Genomic DNA, 26936 nt, shown 5'->3' on the forward strand with positions numbered 1-26936 from the left:
ACGGATCGCCTGTGGACGCCGGCGTCACCGGCCCCAGAACGCGGGCGCCGTCTTGAACCGCCGCCAGCTCTTGCGCAGCGTTTTCGCCATCGCGATCTGATCGCGGGCCAGCCAGCCGGCCATCGCGCCGATGCCGAGATGAAGTTCAGGCTGGTCGTCCTGCCGGATGGTTTGGAGCAGCACGCGCGTGCTTCCGATGTCGCACACCCGGCCCAGACTGCTCTGCAGCCCGGCGAGCCGCTTCACGTAGCGCTTCGCCGGTGCGTGGGCTGCATAGAGCGGCAGGAAGAACTCCGCCGCATAGCGCAACTTCTTCAGGTTGATCCGCAGATTGTGCTGCGCATGGATATCGAGCCGCCGGAACCGCGCACCACGCTTCAATGTCTTGCGGTGCAAGCGTTCCAGAATGCGATCGGCAAGCACCGGCATCGGTTGCGACAGGATCGCCAGCGCTTCGCTGTCGATCTCGTTGCGCCAGCTGCGGCGCTCCACCAACTGCCCCAGCGAGAGCAGGAAGCGGCTGCAACGGGGATCGGCTAGAACGTCCTGCAAGGCGCCGTAGCTCGACTTCTGGCGCTGTTCGACCGCTTGGCGGAGACCGCCGAGATCGATATCCGGTACCGCTTTGACCAGGCGGGTGATCGTCGTTTCGGCGAAGACGTCCCAATCCCGGGTCTGGCCGAGTTTCCGCATCAGCCATTTGGCTTCGCCGTTGACCGCCAGAAATGCCGGCGATGGAATGTCGCGTCGGAACAGCGCGCAGATCGTCCGCAAGCGCCGCAAAGCCACGCGCATCTGGTGCACGCCTTCGGGATCCGAGCCCTGCTCGGCCACCGCATGATTCTTCAACAGATGATGCCAGCAGGACCCTACCAGCAGCGCGATGACGTCGTCGACCGCAAGCTCCGCGGTGATGCCCGACAACTCGGCCTTCGCCGCGGATGGCGCGACATCGAACGCGAGCGCATAGCCGCGTTCCGCCTTGCTGCGCGTACCAATCTGCAACGGCGCGGCGTCGAGCAACTGCGTTCCGAGATCGAACAGGACGCCGGCATTGCCGCTCTTCAGTTCGATCTCGATTTCCGACAGCACCTCCTGGCGTGCATCGGCCTCGATCGTCCCCTCGTCGAACGCGACTTCAACCGACGCGTCGGGCAGATCGAGTTGTCGCGCGTGCCGGCGCACCTTGGTCGCGAACACCGGCACCAGCGCGTCGTTGCTCAGCGCCGCCACGACATCGCCGACCTCGTCGGCGGGGAACAGCGCGAGGTCGGGGGTGATGCCGGCAACCGGCATCTCCCACTGGCGTCGCTTCAGGGGCTGCCCGTCATCGGGTGGAAGCTTCAGCGTCTGGATGAAGTTCTTGCCGCTGTGTCGCACGCGTAGCGACATGCCCCGCTGAAACAGCAGGCGCTCCGCCGTGTCGTAATACACGGTTTCCAGCCGGTGATATGCGCCGCGGTTGCGCGCATGCTGCACGATACAGGGCGCCTCGCGCAGCTTTTCGAGGCTTCCTTGCGGCGCAAGCAGCTTGAGCTCGAACTCCGCCTGATCGCCATGCCTGACGGCAATAGCAGTCCCTGCATCGGTCACGACCGGCCGCCGTCCATTCAATGATATCGTTCCCCTCATGGTCTATGAACGTTTCATGACAATGACAAGGCATATTGCCGTTATCCCAGCGTGTAATAGCCGTAAAATGTATCAAAAATACCGCTTTAAGTCGCATTTGTCCGGGTTGCCAGCCAAGGGCGAAGGGGCGTGCTACACGGGCGCGCGGCGTTGTTCATTCCGATCGCCGCGACAAAATCTGCTTGAGGTCGGCGTCTCGCTTCTGTCTCGCGCAGGAGGACCAGCGCGTCGTCGGCAGTATCGGCCGGAAGGACCTGGTGCGCGGGCGCGCCCGCTCGGCGGAACAAATTTCCGCGGCATGGTGGCGCGCGATCCAATCGCCGCCAGCGCATTCCAGAGCTTCATCGGCGCTGGTTGACAGCACGATGGGGTCGCCGATGATGCCGGACAATCAAAAAGCAGCCCCGGGATGAAACGCCATGACCTCGACCCCAGACCTCGTGATCCGCGGCGGCACCATCGCCGATGGCAACGGCGGCGAGCTCTATGAAGCCGATGTCGCAATCACCGGCGGCAAGATCGCCGAAGTCGGCAAGGTCTCCGCCAAGGGCAAGGAAGAGATCGACGCGCGCGGCAGGCTGGTGGCGCCCGGCTTCGTCGACGTCCACACCCATTACGACGGCCAGGTGACCTGGAGCCAGGACATCACGCCGTCATCGCAGAACGGCGTCACCACGGCGATCATGGGCAATTGCGGCGTCGGCTTCGCGCCGTGCCGGCCGAGCGATCACAACCGGCTGATCCAGCTGATGGAGGGCGTCGAGGACATTCCGGAGCCGGTGCTTTCCGCCGGCATTCCCTGGGCGTGGGAAAGCTTCCCCGACTACATGGACTGGCTGTCGAAGCGCAGCTTCGACATGGACATCGGTGCGCAACTGCCGCATGCGGCGCTGCGGGTCTATGTGATGGGCGAACGCGGCGCACGCCGCGATCCGGCAACGCCCGAGGACAACAAGCAGATGGCTGCGCTCGCCGGCGACGCGGTGCGATCGGGCGCGCTGGGGTTCTCGACCTCGCGCACGCTCAATCACCGCACCTCGACCGGCGACTACACGCCGACGCTGAAGGCGGGCGAGGACGAACTGACCGCGATCGCCGGCGCGATGCACGGCGTCGGCCGCAGCGTGCTGCAATTCGTGCTCGACCAGAGCACCGTCCACGAAGACCTGCCGATGATGCTGCGGGTCGCCGAGAACACCAAATGCCCGATCTCGTTCTCGGTCGCGCAGGCCGACAAGGCTCCGCGGCGCTGGCGGCAGACCATGGACACCATCAATGAAGCCGCCGCGCGCGGCCTGTCGATCACGACGCAGATCGCGGCGCGGCCGGTCGGGCTGTTGCTCGGGCTGGAATTGTCGCGCAACCCGTTCCAGACCCATCCGAGCTATCGCGAGATCGCGAAGCTCCCGCTGGCGGAGCGGCTGACGCATCTGCGCCGGCCCGAGATACGCGCCGCGATCCTGAGCGAGAGCGCGACGGCGACCGACGATCCGCTGTTCTTCCGGCCGAACTACGACAAGATGTACCTGCTCGGCAATCCGCCGGACTATGAACAGCCGCCGGAGAACGCGCTCGGCCCGCAAGCGCGCCGCCAGGGCCGGCAGCCGGAAGAGCTCGCCTATGATGCGATGCTGACCGACGAGGGCCGCGGCATGCTCTATGTGCCGTTCCTGAACTACGCCGACGGCAACCTCGACGCCGTGCACGAGATGCTGCGCGAGCCGAGCGCAGTGCCCGGCCTGTCCGACGGTGGCGCACATTGCGGCATCATCTGCGACGCCAGCTTCCCCACCTATCTCTTGACGCACTGGACCCGCGACCGCAGCCGCGGCGACAAGCTCTCGATCCCGTTCGTGATCGCAGCGCAGTCGCGCAAGACCGCGCTGTCGGTCGGCCTCACCGATCGCGGCGTGATCGCGCCCGGCTTCAAGGCGGACGTCAACGTGATCGATTACGATCGGCTGCATCTGCATCCGCCGAAGGTGCATTACGATCTCCCGGTCGGCGGCCGCCGCCTCTTGCAGCAGGTCGACGGCTACGACGCCACCATCGTCTCCGGCATCGTCACCCAGCGCGAGGGCAAGGCCACCGGCGCACGGCCGGGCAGGCTGGTGCGCGGCGCACAGGGATTGAACTGAGATAGGTGCGGCAATGCACCCTCCCCTGGAGAGCAGGGGAGGGTGAAGCGTGTGCCTGCCTTACGTCGACGACACCGCGCCCCTGATCGCGCCCGCCGGCTGCGACGTGCCCGTCAGCCGTGCGCGCTCGGTGTTCGGCCACAGCAGCAGCAACCCGAACACGCCCGACCCCACCATGATCGCTGCGTTGATGGTGAAGCCCGTCATGTAGCCGGCCATCACGGCTCCGGCATGCTGGATCACACTGCCCATCACCTGCGGCGCCAGAATGCCCGAGAGCGTGTACAATGCGCCGTAGATCGCGATCATCGCGCCACGCTGCGATACCGGGGTGAACTCGCCGAGCATCGCCGGACACACCACATAGATCGAGCCGCACAGCCCGGAGCCGACCACCAGCAGTGCGATCATCAGCGGGCCGGGCGCGACATGGGGCAGCGTGGCCAGAATGCAGCCACCGACGATCAGCGGCACCGAACCGAGCACGCCGCGCGCGCCGCGGGTGGTGAAGCCGCGCGCCAGCATCAGCTGCGAGATCCAGCCGGTGAGGATCACGACGACAGCGCCGAACACCCATGGCAGGATCGAGATGAAATTGGCCTGCTGCTGGGTGTAGCCCAGTCCCTCGATGATGAAGGAGGTGAACCAGGTGAGCCCGAGCGACAGCGCCCAATAGGCGCCAAAGGTCGCCGCCACGCAGCCGATGAAGGTGCGCGACGTCAGAAGCCGCCAGTAGGGAATCCGTTGCTCTTCGGTGACGACAGCCGCCGTCGACACCAACGGCCCTTCCTTGCCGAACACAAACCAGGCGACGGCCCAGAGCAGGCTGACGACACCGAGCACACCGAACGCCAGATGCCAACTGTAGCTGTTGATGACCCAGCCCAGCGCGGGCATCGTCAGGATCACGCCGAACGCCGAACCCTGCGACAGGATCGCGGTCGGCAACGTGCGCTTCTCGTCGGGGAACCATTTGTAAATCGCATGAATGGCAACCGCCGCCGCCGGTCCTTCGCCGGCGCCGAGGATGATGCGGCAGATCATCAGCGTCGTGAAATCGACCGTCCCGACCATCGGAAACTGCGTCACCGCCCAGATCAGCGCCAGGATCAGCAGAATCCAGCGCGTCGACGCCCGGTTGGCGACGAAGCCGATCACGATCGCCGAGATCGAGAACAGATAGAAGAACGACGATCCGAGGGTGCCGAACTGCTCGGGAGTGAGGCCCAGATCCTTCCTGATCGGGACGCCCGCCAGACCGACCACAATCTTGTCCGCAAAGTTCACCACCATGAACAGGAACAGAAGGAAGGTGATTTGCCAGGCGCCTTTGGGCGTGCTCTTCACCATCCCCCTGGGCATCGGTTGTGTCGTCATGTCTGGCTCCCCGTCGTTTGTTTTTTTGGCTTCGTAAGTTCGGCCCCAATCGGCGATGCTAGCCACGCCTCGCCGCGCAACGCAACAGCGCATTTTCCTATGGTCGCAGCCGTAACAGCCGATCACGATCGCGTCGGCGCGGCCGCGACACGGTGATCTGTCATGGCGGCGCTGCTATGTTCTGCGCAACGAAGAAAGCCCGGGGTTATTCCATGAGCAGATCAATCCTACGCGCAGCCGCCTGCATGGCATTGTTGTCCGCCGCGGCGCCCGCTGTCCGCGCGCAGGACGCGGCGAGCCCCGACTATGCGGCAATCGTCGCCGCACCCGATCGCAGCGACGCCGATCGCCAGACCGACCAGCGCCGGCAGCCGGCCAGGATGCTCGCCTTCGCCGGCGTCAAGCCCGGCATGACTATCCTCGATATGGCGGCGAGCGCGGGCTACAGCACCGAATTGTTGGCGCGCACCGTCGCCCCGTCAGGCAAGGTCTACGCCCAGGATTCGGCCAGTGTGCTGGAGCGATTCGTGAAGGACAAATTCGACACTCGCGCGAAGGCGCCCGCGATGAAGAACGTGGTCCATGTGGTGCGAGACTATGACGATCCGATTCCGCCCGAGGTGAAGGACTTCGACATGATCACCTTCTTCTTTTTCTATCACGACATCAGCTATCTGCCGGTCGATCGCGACGCCATGAACAGGAAGATGTTCGCAGCACTCAAGCCGGGCGGCTATCTCGTGATCGCGGATCACTCGGCCAAGCCGGGCGACGGCACCAACGTCGCCAAGACGCTGCACCGGATCGAGGAGAGCACCCTGAAACAGGAGATCGAGGCCGCCGGTTTCAAGCTGGTCGCCGAGGGCGATTTCCTGCATCATGCGGAGGACCCGAAGGACATTCCCGTCTTCAAGGCCGCAGTGCCGATCGACGAGTTCGTCCTGAAATACCAGAAGCCGCAATGAGGCATCGCCATCGCTTCGCCTGACCAGACCGCCGCGCTGCTTCGCGTCACCGGCCTGACCAAGAGTTACCGCTCCGCCGGCGAAGACGTCGCGGTGCTGCGCGGCGTCGACCTCAATGTGGCGACCGGCGAGAGCGTCGCGCTGACCGGCGAGTCCGGCAGCGGCAAGAGCACGCTACTGCATCTGATCGCGGGGTTAGACGCCGCCGACGGCGGCGAGATCACGCTCGCCGAGATCATCGTCTCCGGCCTCAATGATGCCGGACGCGCCGAATTGCGGCGCGACCGGCTCGGCCTCGTGTTCCAGCAGTTCAACCTGATCCCAAGCCTGACGGTCGCGGACAATCTCGTGTTCCAGTCGCGCATCGCCGGCCGCCACGATGCGGCCTGGCATGACGAGCTGGTCGAGCGCCTGGGGCTGAAAGAGCTATTGAAACGCTATCCCGAGCAATTGTCCGGCGGCCAGCAGCAGCGCGTCGCGATCGGCCGCGCGCTGGCGCCGAAGCCGCTGTTGCTGCTCGCGGATGAGCCGACCGGCAATCTCGACGAGGACACCGCCGACGAGGTGCTGCATCTGGCGCGTGATCTCGTTGCTCGCACCGGCTGCGGCTTCCTGATGGTCACCCACAGCGCGCGGCTCGCCGCGACGCTCGACCGCCAGGTCACCCTGCATGCTGGAGTTATTGCGTGAGGCGCCCGCTCTGGATCCTCGCCGTGCTGCTCAGCCACTGGCGACGGCATCCGATGCAGCTTGCGACGCTCTTGATCGGGCTGATCTCGGCGACTGCGCTGTGGAGCGGCGTGCAGGCGCTGAACCAGCAGGCGCGCATCGCCTATGACCGCGCGGCTGCGACCTTCGGCGGCTCGCGCACCGCGATGCTGGTGAGCCGCGACAGCGCAACCTTCCCGCAACGACTGTTCGTCGATCTGCGCCGCGCCGGCTGGCCGGTATCGCCGATGCTGGAGGGCCGGATCCAGATCGACGGCCGCAGCTTCCGCCTGCTCGGGGTCGAGCCGGTGACGCTGCCCTCCGAGGTCGGCACCGCGCCGGCGGTGGGGCGCGGCAGCCTGCAAGCCTTCGTCACGCCACCCGGCGAAATGCTGGTGGCGCCGGAGACACTGCGCGATCTCGGCCTCAAGGAAGGCGAGCGGCCGCGCGCCAGTGGCATGACTCTGCCGCCGCTGCGCGTGCAGGCCGAGCTCGCACCCGGCGCGCTGGTGGTCGATATCGGCATCGCGCAGGATATCTTGAAGCTACCCGGCCAGGTATCGCGCCTGCTGGTCGGAAGGTCCAAAGGCAAATCCGAGGCACCGCACGCCACGCTCGAAAGCGTGGCGGGCGACAAGCTTCGTTTGATCGAGCCGAGCGCCGAGAGCGACCTCGAACGGCTGACCGACAGTTTCCATCTCAACCTCACCGCGTTCGGCTTGCTGTCATTCTTCGTCGGCCTGTTCATCGTCAACTCCGCGATCGGGCTCGCCTTCGAGCAACGGCTGCCGATGCTGCGCACGTTGCGCGCCTGCGGCGTCTCGGCACGGATGCTCAACAGTGTGCTGGTGATCGAGCTGGTGTCGCTGGCCCTGGTCGCGGGCCTGATCGGACTCGTCTGCGGATATTTCATCGCGGCAGCGTTGCTGCCGGACGTCGCGGCGTCACTGCGCGGGCTCTACGGCGCGCAGATTCCGGGACAGCTTTCGCTCAAGCCGGTCTGGTGGCTCGCCGGCGTTGCCATCAGCATCCTGGGCGCGCTGGCCGCCGCGGCCGCGAGTCTGATCAAGGCGATCCGGATGCCGGTGCTGGCAACCGCGCAGCCGCAGGCCTGGCAGCAGGCGCAACGGCGCTGGCTCATGTTCCAGAGCACAGCAGCGCTCGCGGTGTTTGCTGTCGCTGCCGCCCTCATCCGGTTCGGCGATTCCCTGATCGCGGGCTTTGCCGTGCTCGCCGCGCTGATGCTGGGCGCCGCATTGATCCTGCCGATGGTGCTGCAGATCGCGCTCGCGATCGGCCAGCGCAGCGCGCGGGCGCCGGTCGGCATCTGGTTCTGGGCCGACAGCCGACAGCAGCTTTCGGGACTGTCACTGGCGCTGATGGCGCTGCTGCTCGCGCTCGCGGTCAATGTCGGTGTCGGCACCATGGTGGACAGCTTCAGCCGCACCTTCCTGGTCTGGCTCGACGGCCGCCTCGCCGCGGACGTCTATGTCAGTGCCGCCAGCGATGCGCAGGCCAAGGAGATCAAGGCCTGGCTGCACGACCAGCCGGAGGTCGAGGCGATCCTGCCCGGCGGCCGCGCCGACACGCAATTTGGCGGCTCGCCGATCGAGGTGCTCGGCCTGCCCGATCACAGCACCTATCGCGACAACTGGCCGTTGCTGGAGAGCACGGCGAATGCCTGGATCAGGCTGCGCCCGGGCGACGCCTGTCTCGTCAGCGAGCAGCTGGCACGACGGATGAATCTCGGCCTCGGCGACCACATCGAGGTGCCCACGCCCGGCGGTAACTGGTCGCTCGAGATCGTCGGCATCTACGCCGATTACGGTAATCCGAAGGGTCAGATCGCGGTCAACTTCGCTGCGCTGACGCGCCGATTCCCGCAGACGCCGCAGACCCGGCTCGGCCTCCGCGTCGCGCCGGATCGCATCGCGCCGCTGATCACGGCGATGCAGGAGAAGTTCGGTCTCGATGACCGCAGCGTCGCCGACCAGGCGACGATGAAGCGGGAATCCAAGCGGATCTTCAATCGCACCTTCTCGGTGACCGCGGCGCTCAACGCCTTCACGCTCGGTGTCGCTGGCATCGCGCTCTTGACCAGCCTGCTCACGCTGGCCAATTCGCGGCTGCCGCAGCTGGCGCCGCTATGGGCGATCGGCCTGACGCGGCGGCGACTTGCGGCGCTCGAACTGCTGAAGACCATGGCGGTCGCGCTGATCACCGCGCTGTTCGCGCTGCCGCTCGGCCTTTTGGTCGCCTGGTGCCTGCTTGCGATCGTCAACGTCAAGGCATTTGGCTGGCGGCTGCCGTTCCACGTCTTCCCGCTGCAACTGATCGAGCTGCTCGCGGTGGCGATGGCCGCAGCGCTCTGTGCCGCCGCGCTGCCGGTCGCCAGACTGGCCCGCATGCAGCCGGCCACCCTGATCCGGACTTTCGTCAATGAGCGCTAGCGGCACGATCACGCGGCGCGCGTTTGCCGGCGGCGCGCTGGCGCTGGCACTCGGCGGCAAGGGCTTTGCGCAGGGCTTTGCCGGGCTCGGCGAGAATGCCGAAGGTTTTTCCGCCGTCACGCCGGGCAAGCCGTTCGCTTTCCCTGTCGATCACGGCCCACATCCCGAGTTCCGGATCGAGTGGTGGTACGTCACGGCGAATCTTTCCGACGCCAGCGGCGCGGCCTATGGCGCGCAGTGGACGCTGTTCCGCCAGGCGATGAAGCCGGGCGGCCCCAACGAGGGCTGGGCCAACCAGCAACTCTGGATGGGGCATGCCGCCGTGACCAGCGCCACCACGCATCGCTTCAGCGAGACGTTTGCGCGCGGCGGTGTCGAGCAGGCCGGTGTCGCGGCCGTGCCTTTCCACGCCTGGATCGATGCCTGGGAGATGCGCGGGCTCGATGGATTCGACGCGCAGCGGGTCGCGCCGCTCGAGCTCAAGGCCTCCGCCGCCGACTTCTCGACCACGCTCCGGCTCGACGCCGACCGTGCGCTGGTTTTACAAGGCGACCACGGCTACAGCCGCAAATCGGATCGCGGGCAGGCCTCATACTACTACAGCCAGCCGTTCTACACGGCGTCCGGCCGCATCGTGATCGACGACAAACCGGTCGACGTAACCGGCACGGCGTGGATGGATCGCGAATGGAGCAGCCAGCCATTGGCGGCCGACCAGACCGGCTGGGACTGGTTCTCACTGCATCTGCCCGGCGACGAGAAGCTGATGCTGTACCGGCTGCGCCAGCAGGACGGCCGCGAGAACCTGTTCGGCAACTGGATCACGCCGGACGGCCGCTCGACCGAGATCGCAGCCGCCGGCAATAGCCTCACCCCAATCGCGACCACCGAGATCGCCGGCCGCAAGCTGCCGACATCATGGCGCGTCGCTCTGCCGGCGCGCGGCCTCGCCATCGAGACCACGCCGCTCAATCCCCGGAGCTGGATGGGCACCAGCTTCCCCTATTGGGAAGGCCCGATCCGCTTTTCAGGCAGCTATGCCGGAATCGGCTATCTTGAGATGACGGGATATTAGGACGTCGACGGAAGATCGGCGCCGCAAAAGAAGCCCTGCTTGTCACACTGCGCGGCGCCGCCGCGTCATGACATCGGAGCCAACAGAAGAGGATACGCCTGCCATGTACCATTACACGGCCATCGTCACCTGCCTTGCCGTTGCGTTCTACTTCTTCACCTCGACACAGGTTTCGCGCGCCCGTGCCGCCTACGGCGTCAAGCTGCCGGCGATTTCTGGCAATCCGGATTTCGAGCGCATCTTCCGCATCCAGATGAACACGCTGGAATGGATGCCGATCTTCCTGCCGTCGCTGTGGCTGTTCGCGATCTATGTCGGCGACGCTGCCGCGGCCGCGATCGGCGCGATCTGGGTGATCGGCCGCATCGTCTGCTTCATCGGCTATCGCGAGGCGGTGGCGAAACGCAGCCCCGGCTTCGCCATCCAGGCGGTCGCCTCCATCGTGTTGTGGGTCGGCGCGATCGGCGGCGCGGCGTGGCGTCTGGCGCATTGAAGGCGCGATCGCGCCACAACCACCGCTGTCGTCCTGGCGAAAGCCAGGACCCATAACCACAGCAACCAGTTTTGCGAAGGCTGGGGCCACAGCGCAGCAGGGTAGCTAACATCGGTGGTTATGGGTCCCGGCTTTCGCCGGGACGACACCGATACTTGTTGCCCCAGCGACGCATCACTTCGTCAGCGGGCAACCCGAGTCCTTGGCCTTCGGGAAAGCCTGGTCGCCGGGCACCACGGCGAGCTGCTTGTAATAGTCCCACGGCTTCTTCGATTCCGACGGCTTCTTGACCTCGAACAGATACAGGTCGTGGACCATGCGGCCGTTCTCCTGCACCTTGCCCTGGGCAAAGGCGTCGTCGACCGGCAGCTCCTTCAGCTTCTTGGCGACCGCATCCGAGTCCTTGGTGCCGGCGGCCTTCACCGCCTTCAGATAGCTCAGCGTCGCCGAATAGGTGCCGGCGTGGATCATGCTCGGCATCCGTCCGGTGCGCTTGAAGAAGCGCTCGGAGAAGGCGCGGCTCTTGTCGTCATGATCCCAGTAGAACCCCTCGGTCAGCACCAGGCCCTGCGCGGCCTCGAGCCCGAGACCGTTCACCTCGGCGAGCGTCATCAGGAGGCCGGCGAGCTTCTGGCCGCCCCTGACGATGCCGAACTCGGCGGCCTGCTTGATCGAGTTGGTGGTGTCCTGGCCGGCATTGGCGAGGCCGATCACCTTCGCCTTCGAGCTCTGTGCCTGCAGCAGGAAGGAGGAGAAGTCCGACGAGTTCAGCGGCACGCGCACCGAGCCCAGCACCTTGCCGCCGGCAGCGGTGACGATCTCGCTGGTGTCCTTTTCCAGCGCGTAGCCGAACGCATAGTCGGCGGTGAGGAAGAACCAGCTGTCGCCGCCGGCCTTCACCAGCGCGCCGCCGGTACCGACCGCGAGCGCATGGGTGTCGAACGCCCAGTGGAAGCCGTAGGGCGTGCAGGCCGCGCCCGTGATCGCCGAGGTCGCTGCGCCGACCACGATGTCGACCTTCTTCTTTTCCTTCGAGAGCTCCTGGACCGCGAGCGCCACCGACGAGGTTGTCAGCTCGGTGATCATGTCGACGCCATCGGCGTCATACCAGCGCCGCGCGATCGAGGTCGCGAGATCGGGCTTGTTCTGGTGATCGGCGGTGATCATCTCGATCTTCTGGCCGAGCACCTCGCCGCCGAAATCCTCGATCGCCATCCTGGCGGCTTCGACCGAGTATTTTCCGCCGTAATCCGCGTAGACGCCCGACTGGTCGTTCAGGATGCCGATCTTGACACCCTGGGCCATCGCCGGCGCCGCCAGCATCAGGCTGCACGCCGCTACCGCGGCCAAAAATCCCGACTTCATTGTTATGCTCTCCCAGCAGTTTTTTGATCAGGAAAAATCGACGCGACATTATTTTATAACCCGGCGCCTGCCCATCGATTTCAGTTCAGCCAAAAGTATGGGCTTGCGGTGCCTTACCCCTGTCATTCCGGGGCGCGCGCAGCGCGAGCCCGGAATCCATCGGGCCGCAGTCCAGGTGGATGAATGGATTCCGGGCTCGCCGCTACGCGGCGCCCCGGAATGACGGAAGAGAGATCATGGCTCACCCCGCCGCAGCAGCCGTTTCCTTCGGCTTGCCCTCGTTCTTCCCTTCCGCGAGGTTGCGCACCACCATGTAGAAGATCGGGGTGAAGACGAGGCCGAACAGGGTGACGCCGAGCATGCCGAAGAACACGGCGACGCCGACCGCCTGCCGCATCTCCGAGCCCGAGCCGGTCGACAGCACCAGCGGCAGCACGCCGAGGATGAAGGCGAACGACGTCATCAGGATCGGCCGCAGGCGGAGCCGGCAGGCTTCGATCACTGCCTCCAGCCGCGGCCTACCCTCGAGCTCGATGTCGCGCGCGAACTCGACGATCAGGATCGCGTTCTTGGCGGCGAGCCCCACCAGCACCACGAAGCCGATCTGGGTCAGGATGTTGACGTCCTGGCCCATGATGCGCACGCCGATCGTGGCCGCGAACAGGCACATCGGCACGATCAGGATCACCGCGAACGGCAGGGTCCAGCTGCCATATTGCGCGGCGAGCACGAGATAGACGAACAACACGCAGATCGGGAACACGTAGAGGCCGGCATTGGCGCCGTTGACTTGCTGATAGGACAGGTCGGTCCATTCGAACGAGAAGCCGCTTGGCAAGGTCTCGTCGGCGATCTTCTTGATGGTGTTGAGCGCCGTCGTTGAGCTGACGCCCGGCGCCGGCTCACCCTGTAGTTCGGACGCCGAGTAGAGATTGTAGCGCGCGACACGGTCGGGGCCCGAAATGTCCTTGAAGTCGACCACGCTGCCGAGCATCACCATGTCGCCATTGGCGTTGCGGGTCCGCAGCCGCGACAGGTCGGTGGCCTCCTTGCGGAACGGCAGGTCAGCCTGTGCGGTGACGTGGTAGGTGCGCCCGAACAGGTTGAAGTCGTTGACATAGGTCGAGCCGAAATAGGTCTCGATCGTGTCGGTGATGTTGGCGATCGGCACGCCGAGCTTCTGCGCCTTGACCCGGTCGATATCGACGAACAGCTGCGGGGTGTTCGCAGAATACGGCGAGAACACCGATGTGAGGCTCGGCGACTTGCGCGCGGCCTGCACCAGCTCGTCGGTCGCGGACGCCAGCAGTTCGGGGCCACGCCCCTGCCGGTCCTGGACACGGATCGTGAAGCCACCGCCGGTGCCGATGCCGGGCACGGCCGGCGGCGGAATCACGATGATGAAGGCGCCCTGGATCACCGCCAGCCGCTTGCGCAGCTCGGCGGTGATCGCGTTCGCCGTCAGCCCCTTCTTCAGGCGCGCCTCGGGCTCGTCGAACACCGGGAACAGCGCCGCGGCGTTGCCCGCCTGGGTGCGCGTCGCGCCGGAGAAGCCGGCGAACGCCGCGACGCGAACGATACCCGGCGTATCCAGCGCGATCCGCTCGATCTCACGCACCACGGCCGTGGTCCGCGCCAGCGACGCCGCGCCCGGCAGCTGCGCCGAGATGATGACGTAGCCGCGATCCTGCGCCGGGATGAAGCCCTGCGACGTGGTCGCCAGCAGCCAGCCGGCACTGCCGATCAGTGCGAGATAGATCACGACCATCACCACGGTGTGCCGGATCACGAAGTCGGCGACACCAGCATAGCCATGGGCCAGCCGGTCGAACACCCGGTTGAACAGCGCAGTAAAGCTGTCCCAGCCGCGCGCGATGATGTTCCAGCGTGCCGGCGGTCGCTTCTCCTCGTGCGGCACCAGGATCTGCGAGGCCAGCGCCGGTGACAGCGTCAGCGAGCAGAAGCAGGAGATCGCGGTCGCGACCGCGATGGTCACGGCGAATTGCTGGAAGAATTGCCCGGAGATGCCACCGAGGAACGCAGTCGGCACGAACACCGCGCACAGCACCAGCGCGATCGAGACCAGCGCGCCGCCGACCTCCTCCATGGTCTTCAGCGCGGCGTCGCGCCTCGACATGCCGTGCTCGAGATGCCGCTCGACGTTCTCGACCACCACGATGGCGTCGTCGACCACGATACCGACTGCAAGCACCAGGCCGAACAGCGTCAGATTGTTGATCGAGAAGCCGAGCGCGGCCATCACCGCGAAGGTGCCGACCAGCGACACCGGGATCGCGATGATCGGGATGATGGCAGGCCGCCAGCCCTGCAGGAACACCAGCACCACGATGACGACAAGCGCCATCGCCTCGTAGATGGTCTTGATCAGCTCATGCACCGATTGGGCGATGAATTCGGTCGGGTTGTAGCCGATATTGTAGTCGAGCCCCTTCGGGAAGCCCGCCTTCATCCGCTCCATCGTGTCGGTGATGCCCTTGGCGGTCGCGAGCGCATTCGATCCCGGCCGCTGCGTCACCAGCAGAGCGACCGCGGACTTGCGCAGCAGGAAGCTGTTGGTCGCGTAGGACAGTGCACCGAGCTCGACGCGGGCGACGTCACGCAGCCGCACGGTGCGGCCGTCGGAGCCGGCCTTGACCACGATGTCCTCGAACTGCCTGATGTCCTTGAGGCGGCCGGTGAAGACGAGGTTGGGCTGGAACGCGCGATCGGCGATCGGCGGCTCGGCGATCTGGCCGCCCGCGATCTGCAAATTCTGCGCCCGGATCGCCGCCAGCACCTCGGCCGAGGTCAGACCGAGATTGGCGATCCGGTCGGGATCGAGCCACAGCCGCATCGAATAGTCGCGCGCGCCGAACATCTGGATGTCGCCGACGCCGTCGAGCCGCAGCAGCTGGTCGCGCACCTGCAGCAGCGCGTAGTTGGAGATGTAGAGCTGGTCGAACGTGTCGTCGGGCGACAGCATGAACACGACCATCAGGATGTCGGGCGAGTTCTTGCGCGTGGTGACGCCGTTGCGCTGCACCTCTTCAGGCAGCCGCGGCTGCGCAATCGCGACGCGGTTTTGCACCAGCACCTGGGCCTTGTCGAGGTCGGTGCCGAGCTTGAAGGTCGCGGTGATGGTCAGCTGGCCGTTCGAGGTCGCCTGGCTGTAGAGGTACAGCATGTCCTCGACGCCGTTGATCTCCTGCTCGATCGGGGCGGCGACGGTGTCGGACACGGTCTGCGCCGAGGCGCCCGGATACTGCGTGGTGACGACGACGGTCGGCGGCACCACCTGCGGATATTCCGAGATCGGCAGCGTCGGATAGGCGATCGCGCCGACGATCAGCAGCACGATCGACAGCACCATCGCGAGGATGGGCTGGTTGATGGAAAGCCTTCCGAGATTCATGGCTTCGCACCTGCCGCCGGCTTGGCATCTGCGGGAGCTTTGTCACCCGTCGGGGCCTGGGCCATTTTCGGCGTCACCTTGGCGCCGACGCGGGCGCGTTGCAGTCCGTCGACGATCACGTGATCTTCCGGCTTGAGGCCCTCGCGAATCACGCGCAGGCCGTCATCCAGCGGCCCGAGCGTGACCGCGCGTGCCTCCACCGTGTTGTCGTCCTTGACCACGAACACGATCTTGCGCGACTGGTCGGTGGCAATGGCGGTATCCGGGATCAGCAGCGCCTCATAGGGCGAGGAGCCGATCAGGCGGACGCGGCCGAACTGGCCGGGCAGGATCGACAGGTCCTTGTTCGGAATCACCGCGCGGCTGCGCAGCGTTGCAGTGGAGACGTCGAGACGGTTGTCGATGAAGTCCATCTTGCCCTCATGCGAGGGCTTGGTCTCGCCGGTCAGCGTCACCTGCACCGGGTTCGCCGTATCGCGCGAGCTCGGGCGCCGGCCTTCGAACCACAGCTTGCTGTTGCGCTGATAGGTCGCCTCGTCGACGTCGAAATAGATGTAGATCGGATCAAGCGACACGATCGAGGTCAGCAGCGTCGCGCCGCCCTCGCTGCCCTGCACGAGGTTGCCGGGGGTCACCAGATGCCGGCTGACGCGGCCGGTGATCGGCGCCAGCACGTGGGAGAACTCGACGTTGAGCTGCGCGGCCTTCAGCGAGCCCTCGGCCTGCGTCTCGGCGGCGCGCGCCGCCTGCAATGCCTGACGGCGCTGGTCGACGACCTGCTCCGAGACCGCGCTGGTCTGCACCAGGTTGAGCCCGCGCTCGAGATCGCGCTTGGCAAGCTCACCCTTGGCCCGCGCGTCGGCGAGCTGGCCTTCGGCCTGCAGCACCACGGCCTCGAACGGCCGCGGATCGATGATGTAGAGCAGATCGCCGGCGTGGACGATCGCACCGTCCTTGAACTCGACGCTGTTGACGAAGCCGCCGACGCGAGCGCGGACCTGCACCTCCTCGATCGCCTCGAAGCGGCCGGTGAATTCGTCCCAGTCGGTGACGGTGCGCTTGACCGGCTGCGCGACGGTCACGGGCGGCGCCGGGGGCGCGGTCTGCGACTGCGCGGCCTTCTCTTCGCAGCCGCCGAGCGCCAGCGCGGCCAGCAGCCCGAGCGGCGCCAGGCCGCGCCAAAGGCCGGGCGATGCTTGGCGTCGAAGCGAATGGCGCCCGACGCCGCTCACCGGAGCCAGACGGTCCGTTCTGTCAATCGACCTCAATTCCCTCTCCCCCAAAAGACCACGAAGCACGCCGACCAATGCAGGGCTACGAAAGTCGCAACTGAATTTGCGGTGTTTCAACGCGGATGGACCACCGCGATGCCGCGGCGGCGGACGTCACAGATGTAGCCGCCCCTCAGTGTGTTCAAGATGGCCGCCGGATCAAGAAAATAGTTGCGTAGTCTGAAAGCCTTACGACGCGCTCGCGAAACCGTGACGACGAAAAGGGGCAGATTGGCTGGCCTATCGGACGCGCGAGATCACAGACGAATGGTCCTTAATCAATCACAACGCGAATTCGTATCACAGATTCGTCACACCACGTCGAACTCGACTTTTGGCACGGAAACCTCCGCCCCGCAGCCGGCACGTCCGGCCGGATTCCCCCACTCTACCTCCCGCTGTAGGACAGGAATCGTCGTTAATGGCGCGGTTGTCATCCGTGCGCACATTGACACTCGGTTGTATCGCCAATACGGTCATGGTTGCCAAAGCATGAATTTTTTTGGCCGCCGCCTATTTCTCGAACATTCATCGTATTTTGTCGCGGCGCGAGTGTGTGAAGGCGACTACGTTATGGCAAGCGCATTTGATCTTGCTGATGTCACGGCTCCGCGGACATCGCGGCTTTCCCGTATTGCAGGCGGCTTGGTGCCGACCCCCGTCGCAAGCGGTCAACTTCAGCGTGTGAACGGCTTCACACGTCATCGTTCCCAACAAATGTAATTCTTGATCGGCTTGCACGCCGATCGCAGGAGTGCTCATGACGACCATACCTGCTTATACAATCGGTGGTTTAACTCGCCCCGAACTTCAGCTCGATTCGACCGGCCATATCGTCCTCGATTCGGCCGCGTTGTCGTTCGCTGACACGTATGGTCTGCAATATCTCTACCTCGGCTGTCCTCCCGGCACGCCGTGGCCGCCGGTCACCGAATCGCTGGCGACGCCGGTTGACGCCAATCCAGGAAGCGGCACGGTCAGCGAAGGTGCCGCAGCCAACACCCTGGTCAACATTACCGCGCAAGCCGTCAGCAGCAGTGGCAATCCCGTCACCTATACGTTGACCGGCGATAGCTCCAATGGCGGCTTCAAGATTGATCCGAACACCGGCGTGGTATCGGTCGCCGACCCCACCAAAGTCAACTACGTGACCAGCCCGGGTCACGCCTACACCATCACGGTTCAGGCGAACGACGGCATAGCGACGAGCTCGCAGAGCTTCGTCATCGCGGTCACTGACGTCGCGCCGTCGACGCCGGTCGACAGCAACGCAGTCCCCAACAAGATCGCGGAAGGAGCCGCCGCCGGCACACCGGTCGGCATCACGGTAGTCGCGGCCGACATGAATGCGGTGACCTACAGCCTGACCGGCGATAGTTCGGGCGGCGGCTTCAAGATCGACCCCAACACCGGCGTGATCACCGTCGCCGATCCCAGCAAGATCGACTACACGACCGCTCCCGGTCACGCCTACACCGTCACGGCGACGGCAAGCGACGGCACCCTGTCCAGCTCACAGACCTTCACGATCGCGGTGACGCTGGGCGCCGCCACGCACTTTGTCGTGAGCATCCCGGCCAACGGCACAGCGGGGACGCCGGGCTCGGTCACCGTTACCGCGCTCGATTCCCTGAACCACGTCGTCACCAACTACACCGGCACGGTTCATTTCACGTCAAGCGACGGCCACGCCGTGCTGCCGGCCGACGTCACCTTGACCAACGGGGTCGGCAGCTTCAGCGAGACGCTGGATACCGCCGGCAGCCAAACGATCACGGCGACCGACACGGTCGATCACACCGTCACCGGGACGTCGAATGCCGAAATCGTGACGCCGGGCGTCGCCACGCATTTTTCTGTCAGTCTCCCCGCCAATGGCACAGCAGGGACGCCGGGCTCGATCATCGTCACGGCGCTTGATGCCTTCGGTAATGTCGCCACCGGTTATACAGGAACCGTCCACTTCACCTCGACCGACGGCATTGCCGTGTTGCCGGCTGACACGACGCTGACCAACGGGGTCGGCACCTTCAGCGAGACGCTCGATACCGCCGGCAGCCAGACCATCACCGCGACCGACACGGCGCACGGTGCGATCACCGGCACCTCGAATACCGAGACCGTGAAGGGGGGCGCCGCCACGCACCTTGTCGTGAGCATTGCCGCCAACGGTGCGGCGGGGACGCCCGGCACGGTCACCGTCACCGCGCTCGACGCCTTCGGCAACATCGCTACCGGCTATTCCGGCACGGTGCACTTCACCTCGACCGACGGCCACGCCGTGCTGCCGGCCAACATGACGCTGACCAATGGCGTCGGCAGCTTCAGCGAGACCTTCGAGACCGTCGGCAACCAGACCATCACCGCGACCGACACGGTCAGCGCGGGCATTACCGGCACCTCGAACCCGGAAACAGTGGCGCCGGGGCCTGCGACCCATTTCACGGTGAGCATCCCGGCCAACGGAACCGCGGGCACGGCGGGTTCGGTCACCGTCACGGCGCTCGATGCCGGCAACAACATCGTCACCGGCTATTCGGGCACCGTGCACTTCACCTCGACCGACGGTCAGGCGGTGCTGCCGGCCGACGTGACGCTGACCAACGGGGTCGGCACCTTCAGCGAAACCCTCGATACCGCCGGCAGCCAGACCATCACCGCGACCGACACGGTCCACAGCACGATCACCGGCACGTCGAACGCCGAGACGATCACGGCCGGCGCCGTCACCCATTTTGCGGTGGCCATCCCGGCCAACGGAACGGCCGGTTCGGCCGGTTCGGGCACGGTGACCGCACTCGATGCCTTCAACAATGTCGTCACGGGTTATTCGGGCACCGTCCACTTCACGTCGACCGATGCCGCCGCCGTGCTGCCGGCCGACATGACGTTGACCAACGGCATCGCCACCTTCAGCGAGACCTTCGATAGCGCAGGCAGCCAGACCATCACCGCGACCGACACGGCGCACGGTGCGATCACCGGCACCTCGAATACCGAGACCGTGAAGGGGGGCGCCGCCACGCACCTTGTCGTGAGCATTGCCGCCAACGGTGCGGCGGGGACGCCCGGCACGGTCACCGTCACCGCGCTCGACGCCTTCGGCAACATCGCTAGCGGCTATTCCGGCACGGTGCACTTCACCTCGACCGATGGCCACGCCGTGCTGCCGGCCAACATGACGCTGACCAATGGCGTCGGCAGCTTCAGCGAGACCTTCGAGACCGTCGGCAACCAGACCATCACCGCGACCGACACGGTCAGCGCAGGCATTACCGGCACCTCGAACCCGGAAACAGTGGCGCCGGGGCCTGCGACCCATTTCACGGTGAGCATCCCGGCCAACGGAACCGCGGGCACGGCGGGTTCGGTCACCGTCACGGCGCTCGATGCCGGCAACAACATCGTCACCGGCTATTCGGGCACCGTGCACTTCACCTCGACCGACGGTCAGGCGGTGCTGCCGGCCGACGTGACGCTGACCAACGGGGTCGGCACCTTCAGCGAAACCCTCGATACCGCCGGCAGCCAGACCATCACCGCGACCGACACGGTCCACAGCACGATCACCGGCACGTCGAACGCCGAGACGATCACGGCCGGCGCCGTCACCCATTTTGCGGTGGCCATCCCGGCCAACGGAACGGCCGGTTCGGCCGGTTCGGGCACGGTGACCGCACTCGATGCCTTCAACAATGTCGTCACGGGTTATTCGGGCACCGTCCACTTCACGTCGACCGATGCCGCCGCCGTGCTGCCGGCCGACATGACGTTGACCAACGGCATCGCCACCTTCAGCGAGACCTTCGATACCGCAGGCAGCCAGGCCATCACCGCGACCGACACGGCGCACGGCGCGATCACCGGCACCTCGAATACCGAAACCGTCGCGCCGGGCGCCGCCACGCATTTCGTGGTGACCATCCCGGCCAACGGCAGGGCGGACGTTCCAGGCACCGTCACAGTCACCGCACTCGACGCCCACAACAACATCGCCACCGGCTATTCCGGCACGGTGCACTTCACCTCGACCGATGGCCACGCCGTGCTGCCGTCCAACATGACGCTGACCAACGGCACCGGCACCTTCAGCGAGACCTTCGGAACCGCCGGCAGCCAGACCATCACGGCGACCGACACGGTGAGTGCCGCCATCACCGGCACTTCGAATTCGGAAACGGTGGCGCCTCCGGACGCCCCGCCGGTCGTCACCGCGGGCCACACCCTGAACTACCTCGAGGCCCAGCCCGCGACGGCAATCGACCCGGCATTGACCGTCACCGATTCCGACTCGGCCAATCTGACGTTTGCGACCGTCCAGATCACCGGCAACTATTTCGCCGGCCAGGACGTGCTCGCCTTCAGCCCCATTGGTGCCATCACCGGGGCGTTCGATGCCGTGCACGGCACGCTGACGCTGACCGGCAACGACACGGTCGCGCACTATCAGGCGGCGCTGGATGCGGTGACCTATTTCAACACCAGCAACAACCCGTCGGCCCTGGCCCGCACGGTCACCGTCATCGCCAGCGACGGCATCGTCGACAGCACGCCAGTGACCGACACCATCAATGTCACGCCGGTCAACAACCCGCCGGTGGTGACGATCGGCGCGATCACCAACTTCAGCGAGCCGCCGGTCGGCACGCCGACCACGAGTTCCATCCCGGTCACGATCGCTCCCAACCTCACGGTTACAGACGTCGACAGCACCAATTTGATCAGCGCGACCTTCGTGCTGAACGACCTCAAGCCTTCTGACGCGCTCTCGATCGCGGGCCACGCCGGCTCGAGCGGCGACATCGGCAACATCCACTTCGCCATCACCAGCACGGCCACCACCGAAACCGTCACGCTGACCGGCACCGACACGATCGCGCACTACAATGCCGTGCTCGATGCCGTGCAGTTCAACAACACCGGCGAGCCCCCCGATACCACGGTGCGCTCGTATACCGTGACCGCACAAGACGATGGCGGCACCGCCAATGGCGGTCACGATACCGGTTCGGCGAACGCAACCCAGACCGTCACCGCGATCGACGATCCGCCAACCGCGACCGTGCCGTCGGATTCGTCGGTCGGCACCGCGTTCTCGCACACCAACCTCGCGATATCGGGGCTCTCGGTCGGCGACATCGATTCCGCAGGCCGCAATGAAACCGCAACGATCACGTCCAACCACGGCGCGTTGATCTTCGACACCACCGGCCTTGCCAGTTCCACCAACAACGGCAGCCACAGCGTTACGCTCACCGGCACGATCGCGCAGCTCAACACCGCGCTGGCAACGCTGAACTACAACAGCGACAGCGGTTTCACCGGCTCGGACACCGTTACGCTGAATATCAACGACAACGACCACACCGGCACCGGCGGCCCGCTCACGTCGGGACCGCAGAGTTTCCACGTCGGCGTCGTCCCGCATGTGTTCTACATCGACAACTCGGCCACCACGAGCCACAACCTCGGCACCCAGGCCGACCCGTACACCTCGATCGCGGCCTTCAACGCGGCGAATCCGGCAGGCGCAGGCGACTACGTCGTGCTCGAACACGGCACCGGCACCTACAGCGAAGCCAACGGCATCAGTCTCGCCAACGGCGTCAATTTGATCGGCGGCAGCCATCCGCTGCAGTTCACCAATCCGGTGACCGGCGCAACGGTCACCGCCAATGTCGGTTCCGGCACCGATCCGGTCATCCAGGTCACCGGCGCTCACAACGGCATCGACCTGCTCGGCACCACGGGCCACACCATCACCGGCGTCAACATCGATACCTCGGCCTCGACCGGTATCGGCATCAGCGACGACGGCAACAATGTCGGCACCGTCACGATGTCCGACATCACGGTCAAGACATCCAGCGGCGCCGGCTTGAGCTTCACCCATGGCGGCACGATCACCGTCACCGGCAGCAACAACACCATCGCGTCCACGACCGGCACCGCGCTCGATGTCGAGCACACCAACATCGGCGCCGGCAATCTCACCTTCAAGAGCATTTCCGCGACAGGCTCGTCGGGCAGTGCCGGCATTATCCTCGACACGACAGGAACGGCCGGCGGGCTGCATATCACCGGCACCGGGAGCGCGGGTTCCGGCGGCACCATCAACAACAAGACCGGCGCGGATATTCTCACCGGCACCGATGCCGGCGGGCAAACCACGTCGGGCACCGGCGGAACGGGTATTTTCCTGCACAACACCGCCAACGTGTCGTTCACCGACATGTCGCTGCACGATTTCAGCAACTTCGCGATCTACGGCAACAACGTCACCGGATTCACCTTCGCCAGCGGCAGCATCAGCGGCGTCAACGGCACCAATAATGCGGGGAACCAGGAAGAGAGCAGCATCCGGTTCGACAATCTGCTCGGTACCTCGTCGATCACTGGGTCGAGCATTTCCGGCGGCTTCGACGAGAATGTCGACCTCTACAACACCAGCGGCACGCTGAACCGCCTGACGATGGATAGCGACACGTTCGGCTTGGTCGGCTCCGCCGGCAACGACAACGTCCGCGCGCAGGTCTTCAACTCCGCGACGGCCAACTATACGCTGACCAACAGCACATTTGCCGGCACGCGAGCCGACTTCATCGCGATGGTTGCCAACAACAATTCGTCGATGGACGCCGTGGTCCGGAGCAACACGTTCCACAACGGCGAAACCATCGTTCCGGGCGGCGGAACGGCGGTCCATATTGCCAGCGGATCCGGCGGCAACGTCTCCGCCGCGACCACCACGTTCGACATCTCGCACAACATCCTGACCGACGGCGGCGCCAACGCCTTCGACACCGCGGGCATCTTCGTTTCCAAGGGCCAGGACAACGGCACCATGTCCGGCACGATCGCCAGCAATCAGATCGGCCCCGCTCAGGTGAACTCGAATTCCGACGGCATCTTCGTCCGCACCGCCGGCAATGGCAGCCTGACCACGCTGATCCAAAACAACACCATCACCGGCGTCGGCGACAATGGCATCCATCTACAGAACAACGACGGCAGTTCGACCCTGAACGCCACGGTCTACGGCAACTCGGTGTCGTCCCCGACCTCGACCAATCCGTTTGCGGCCATGCTCGTCGACAATGGCGCCACCGCGGGCCCGCCCGCCGACACCAGCACGACGAATATCGTCATCGGCATGGGCCCCGGCGGCACCGGCAGCAAGAACACGCTGAACCACAGCTCGCTCTACGCCACCGACGTCGAGCTGAGCAACTTCGGCAGCAGCACCCATCTGAACCTTTCGACGAACGGTTCGACGGCGAACAATCCTGCTGGCGTGATCACCGCCGACAACAGCAGCACCACGGGCGGCATCACCGTCGACACCACGGGCGGCAACGGCTTGACGACGCTGGTCTCGACGCTGCCGGCGCTTCCCGCGGTGGTCGCACCGCTGCTTGCCGAGGCGGGTGGCGTCGAGGCATCCAATCCCACCACGGGCGAGATGCACCTGACGCAGGATGAGCTCACCTCGGTGGTGTCGGCGGCGATCGCGCAATGGGCGAGCGCAGGCGCCAACGCGACGCAGCTCGCCCTGCTGCATGCCGCGACCTTCAGCATCGCCGACCTCTCCGGCCAGATCGTCGGACAGGAAGGCGCCGGGCATATCACGATCGATACCGATGCCGCCGGCCGCGGCTGGTTCATCGACCCGACGCCTGCTGACAATTTCGAGTTCACCCACGCCGTCAACGCTGCCGGCACCGATCTCCTGACCGATCCGTCGAGCGCCGCGGCCGGTCATCTCGATCTGCTGACCACCGTGGTGCACGAGCTCGGTCACGTGCTCGGCCTGCCCGATTCCATCTCGCCGTCCGATGCCAGCAGCCTGATGTATATCGGCCTCTCCGACGGCGAGCGCCGACTGCCCACGGCTACGGATGTCGCTCAATCCAACCTGGCGTTGCAGAAGGCCATGCCGGCACAAGACACGACGACCTCGGGTCAGCAGACGACGACGGTCAACGTGAGCAATGGGGATAGCTTCGACTTCTCGTCATTGACCAAGACGTCGTCGCAGACCACCACAAACCATGTGGACCCGATCGCGAACACACAGACCTTGTCCGATCTGTTCAGCGGGCTTTCCAATGCCGCGCCCCCTTGGTGGGTCGGCCACGAGGCGACGTTCGCCGCCATGGGCGGAACGCCGACCGATCACCTCCAGACCCATCACGATCTGGTGGTTTGATCGAACGCCGCGGCGACTCGAACAATGCCTGCCGGACCATCCGGCAGGCGTTTCGATCTTGATCGGATCGCATACGCATCGATGCGGGTTGCGAAAGCTCCACGTCATCGCGACGACATCCATGTGTCACGCATCTAAACAAAAAATCACAGAACTCATATGATCGTTGAGGTTGCACTTGGCGCAAAACACGCTATCGTGCATTTCGCTGTCGCACGACCGCATTTGCCTTGCATTTTATTCATTGCATCACTGACGAGACAGATCGTCTGACGGAGGATCGATGTCCCAGCCGTTTCTCTCGGAAATCAAGATGATGTCGTTCAGCTTCCCGCCGAAAGGCTGGGCGTTCTGCAACGGTCAGCTGATGCCAATCAACCAGAACCAGGCCTTGTTCTCGCTGCTCGGCACGACCTATGGCGGCAATGGCCAGACCACCTTCGGGCTGCCCAATCTGCAAGGCAAGGTGCCGATCCATATGGGCTCCGGCTTCACGCTGGGCCAGACCGGCGGCGAGACGACGCACACGCTGACGACCTCCGAGATGCCGCAGCACCCCCACATCTTCCAGGGCACGACCAACCCCGCCGACAATGCGGTGCTCACCAACAATCTGATGGCGCAGTCGGCCAATCTCTACACCACGCCCAGCAATCTGACGACGCTGGTCGGGAGCACCGTCGGCAATGCCGGTGGCTCGCAACCTCACGAGAACATGCAGCCCTACCTCACGCTCAGCTTCTGCATCGCATTGCAGGGCATCTTTCCCTCCCAGACCTGAAGGACGCCCATCATGAGCCAGCCCTACGTCGGCGAAATTCGGATGTTCGGCGGCAATTTCGCGCCGGCCGGTTGGATGCTTTGCCAGGGACAGGTCGTGCCGATCGATCAGTACGACACCTTGTACAATTTGATCGGGACCACCTATGGCGGAGACGGCCAGTCGACATTCGCGCTGCCGAACCTGCAGGGCCGCCTTCCGATGCACCAGGGCGCTGGCTTCGTCATGGGGCAGACCGGGGGCGTCGAACAGGTGACGCTGATCACCCAGCAACTGCCCGTCCACAACCACCCGATGGCCGCATCGCTGAACAATGCGACCGGCAACACGGTGACCGGCAATGTCGTGGGCAGTGTGGGCGCGACCCAGATCTATCGCGAGGCCCCGGCCGCCTCTGCGATGGCGAACCAGGCGTGCACGTTCGTCGGCGGCAACCAGCCGCATAACAACATGCAGCCCTACCTTTGCATCAACTTCATTATTTCACTGTTCGGCGTTTATCCGAGCCAAACCTAGGACGGGACCATGTCTGATCCATTCTTGGCCGAGATCCGCATATTCCCGTTCAATTTTGCGCCCAAGGGATGGGCCTTCTGCAACGGCCAGCTGATGCCGATCTCGCAGAACACCGCGCTGTTCTCCTTGCTCGGCACCACTTACGGCGGCGACGGCAGGAGCAACTTCGCGCTGCCCAACATGCAGGGCAATTCGCCGATGCAGCAGGGGCAGAGCATCACCGGCTCCTCCTACATCCTGGGCGAGAACGGCGGCACCCCCTCCGTGACATTGCTGCAAAGCGAAATGCCTCAGCACAACCATCCGATTCAAGGCAATATCAATCCGTCGGATCTCGCCACGCCCAGCCCGGCGCGATCGCTGGCGCGCGCGAACCCGGGCCAAGCCTACACGGCAACGCTGAGCAACATTGCGCAGTTCGCGCCGGCCAGCTCGATACTTCCGAACGGCGGCAGCATGCCCCACAACAATTTGATGCCCTATCTCACCTTGAACTTCTGCATCGCGTTGCAGGGCATTTTCCCGCCGCGCAGCTGAGCTGGAC

Annotated in this window: 16 protein-coding genes; 10 read left to right on the top strand and 6 right to left on the bottom strand. The window is 65.1% G+C overall.

All coding sequences use genetic code 11. From position 1 onward, the window contains the following. Nucleotides 1-24: 24 nt before the first annotated feature. Nucleotides 25-1593 (bottom strand): CHAD domain-containing protein, encoded by a 1569-nt coding sequence (locus tag JQ507_31180; protein ID QRI69283.1) that lies wholly within the window; start codon nucleotides 1591-1593, stop codon nucleotides 25-27. Nucleotides 1594-1786: 193 nt separating this feature from the next. After that, on the bottom strand, nucleotides 1787-2023 hold the full coding sequence (locus JQ507_31185) for a hypothetical protein (GenBank protein QRI69284.1): 237 nt from the start codon (nucleotides 2021-2023) through the stop codon (nucleotides 1787-1789). Between the two features lie 28 nt (nucleotides 2024-2051). Between JQ507_31185 and JQ507_31190 the strand changes: the two genes are divergently transcribed. Next, nucleotides 2052-3770 carry an amidohydrolase family protein gene (locus JQ507_31190; protein ID QRI69285.1) on the top strand — a complete coding sequence of 573 codons (1719 nt, stop codon included), beginning with the start codon at nucleotides 2052-2054 and terminating at the stop codon, nucleotides 3768-3770. 60 nt (nucleotides 3771-3830) lie between these two features. Here JQ507_31190 and JQ507_31195 read toward each other — a convergent pair whose 3' ends face one another. Next, nucleotides 3831-5147 (bottom strand): MFS transporter, encoded by a 1317-nt coding sequence (locus JQ507_31195; protein ID QRI69286.1) that lies wholly within the window; start codon nucleotides 5145-5147, stop codon nucleotides 3831-3833. Between the two features lie 212 nt (nucleotides 5148-5359). On the opposite strand from JQ507_31195, the gene JQ507_31200 reads away from it, so the two are divergent. The 5 genes from JQ507_31200 to JQ507_31220 all read left to right on the top strand — a co-directional run bounded on the left by JQ507_31200 (nucleotide 5360) and on the right by JQ507_31220 (nucleotide 10838). Beyond that, nucleotides 5360-6112 (top strand): class I SAM-dependent methyltransferase, encoded by a 753-nt coding sequence (locus tag JQ507_31200; GenBank protein ID QRI69287.1) that lies wholly within the window; start codon nucleotides 5360-5362, stop codon nucleotides 6110-6112. Nucleotides 6113-6148: 36 nt separating this feature from the next. After that, complete coding sequence (locus JQ507_31205) at nucleotides 6149-6802, top strand: ABC transporter ATP-binding protein (protein ID QRI73592.1); 654 nt, start codon at nucleotides 6149-6151, stop codon at nucleotides 6800-6802. Next, nucleotides 6799-9270: an FtsX-like permease family protein gene (locus JQ507_31210; protein QRI69288.1), complete on the top strand. Its 2472-nt coding sequence runs from the start codon at nucleotides 6799-6801 to the stop codon at nucleotides 9268-9270. Before JQ507_31205 ends, JQ507_31210 begins: the two co-directional genes overlap by 4 nt. Then, the gene (locus JQ507_31215; GenBank protein ID QRI69289.1) at nucleotides 9260-10345 is read left to right on the top strand and encodes an iron ABC transporter permease; all 1086 of its coding nucleotides are present in this window, start codon (nucleotides 9260-9262) and stop codon (nucleotides 10343-10345) included. The genes JQ507_31210 and JQ507_31215 overlap by 11 nt, the downstream gene beginning before the upstream one ends. Nucleotides 10346-10448: 103 nt before the next feature. Next, on the top strand, nucleotides 10449-10838 hold the full coding sequence (locus JQ507_31220) for an MAPEG family protein (GenBank protein QRI69290.1): 390 nt from the start codon (nucleotides 10449-10451) through the stop codon (nucleotides 10836-10838). Nucleotides 10839-11012: 174 nt separating this feature from the next. Here the strand turns inward: JQ507_31220 and JQ507_31225 are convergent, their stop codons facing one another. The 3 genes from JQ507_31225 to JQ507_31235 form a co-directional block, all read right to left on the bottom strand. Beyond that, the gene (locus tag JQ507_31225; GenBank protein ID QRI69291.1) at nucleotides 11013-12203 is read right to left on the bottom strand and encodes an ABC transporter substrate-binding protein; all 1191 of its coding nucleotides are present in this window, start codon (nucleotides 12201-12203) and stop codon (nucleotides 11013-11015) included. 241 nt (nucleotides 12204-12444) lie between these two features. Further along, nucleotides 12445-15615 (bottom strand): efflux RND transporter permease subunit, encoded by a 3171-nt coding sequence (locus JQ507_31230; protein QRI69292.1) that lies wholly within the window; start codon nucleotides 15613-15615, stop codon nucleotides 12445-12447. Continuing rightward, complete coding sequence (locus JQ507_31235; protein ID QRI73593.1) at nucleotides 15612-16847, bottom strand: efflux RND transporter periplasmic adaptor subunit; 1236 nt, start codon at nucleotides 16845-16847, stop codon at nucleotides 15612-15614. The genes JQ507_31230 and JQ507_31235 overlap by 4 nt, the downstream gene beginning before the upstream one ends. A 799-nt stretch (nucleotides 16848-17646) precedes the next feature. On the opposite strand from JQ507_31235, the gene JQ507_31240 reads away from it, so the two are divergent. The 4 genes from JQ507_31240 to JQ507_31255 all read left to right on the top strand — a co-directional run bounded on the left by JQ507_31240 (nucleotide 17647) and on the right by JQ507_31255 (nucleotide 26929). Further along, on the top strand, nucleotides 17647-25095 hold the full coding sequence (locus tag JQ507_31240) for a hypothetical protein (GenBank protein ID QRI69293.1): 7449 nt from the start codon (nucleotides 17647-17649) through the stop codon (nucleotides 25093-25095). A gap of 283 nt (nucleotides 25096-25378) precedes the next feature. After that, the gene (locus JQ507_31245; GenBank protein ID QRI69294.1) at nucleotides 25379-25876 is read left to right on the top strand and encodes a phage tail protein; all 498 of its coding nucleotides are present in this window, start codon (nucleotides 25379-25381) and stop codon (nucleotides 25874-25876) included. 12 nt (nucleotides 25877-25888) lie between these two features. Further along, on the top strand, nucleotides 25889-26392 hold the full coding sequence (locus JQ507_31250; protein ID QRI69295.1) for a phage tail protein: 504 nt from the start codon (nucleotides 25889-25891) through the stop codon (nucleotides 26390-26392). A gap of 9 nt (nucleotides 26393-26401) precedes the next feature. After that, nucleotides 26402-26929, top strand: a complete 528-nt coding sequence (locus JQ507_31255) for a phage tail protein (GenBank protein QRI69296.1) — start codon at nucleotides 26402-26404, stop codon at nucleotides 26927-26929. Nucleotides 26930-26936 lie beyond the last annotated feature (7 nt).

This window comes from Bradyrhizobium sp. PSBB068, assembly GCA_016839165.1.
Taxonomy (GTDB): Bacteria; Pseudomonadota; Alphaproteobacteria; order Rhizobiales; family Xanthobacteraceae; genus Bradyrhizobium.

Bases quoted from the DNA above. Each gene is read 5' to 3' on its own strand.
- JQ507_31190 (QRI69285.1), top strand. From the start codon at position 2,052: ATGACCTCGACCCCAGACCTCGTGATCCGCGGCGGCACCATCGCCGAT.
- JQ507_31195 (QRI69286.1), bottom strand. From the start codon at position 5,147: ATGACGACACAACCGATGCCCAGGGGGATGGTGAAGAGCACGCCCAAA.
- JQ507_31200 (QRI69287.1), top strand. From the start codon at position 5,360: ATGAGCAGATCAATCCTACGCGCAGCCGCCTGCATGGCATTGTTGTCC.
- JQ507_31215 (QRI69289.1), top strand. From the start codon at position 9,260: ATGAGCGCTAGCGGCACGATCACGCGGCGCGCGTTTGCCGGCGGCGCG.
- JQ507_31220 (QRI69290.1), top strand. From the start codon at position 10,449: ATGTACCATTACACGGCCATCGTCACCTGCCTTGCCGTTGCGTTCTAC.
- JQ507_31225 (QRI69291.1), bottom strand. From the start codon at position 12,203: ATGAAGTCGGGATTTTTGGCCGCGGTAGCGGCGTGCAGCCTGATGCTG.
- JQ507_31230 (QRI69292.1), bottom strand. From the start codon at position 15,615: ATGAATCTCGGAAGGCTTTCCATCAACCAGCCCATCCTCGCGATGGTG.
- JQ507_31240 (QRI69293.1), top strand. From the start codon at position 17,647: ATGACGACCATACCTGCTTATACAATCGGTGGTTTAACTCGCCCCGAA.
- JQ507_31245 (QRI69294.1), top strand. From the start codon at position 25,379: ATGTCCCAGCCGTTTCTCTCGGAAATCAAGATGATGTCGTTCAGCTTC.
- JQ507_31250 (QRI69295.1), top strand. From the start codon at position 25,889: ATGAGCCAGCCCTACGTCGGCGAAATTCGGATGTTCGGCGGCAATTTC.
- JQ507_31255 (QRI69296.1), top strand. From the start codon at position 26,402: ATGTCTGATCCATTCTTGGCCGAGATCCGCATATTCCCGTTCAATTTT.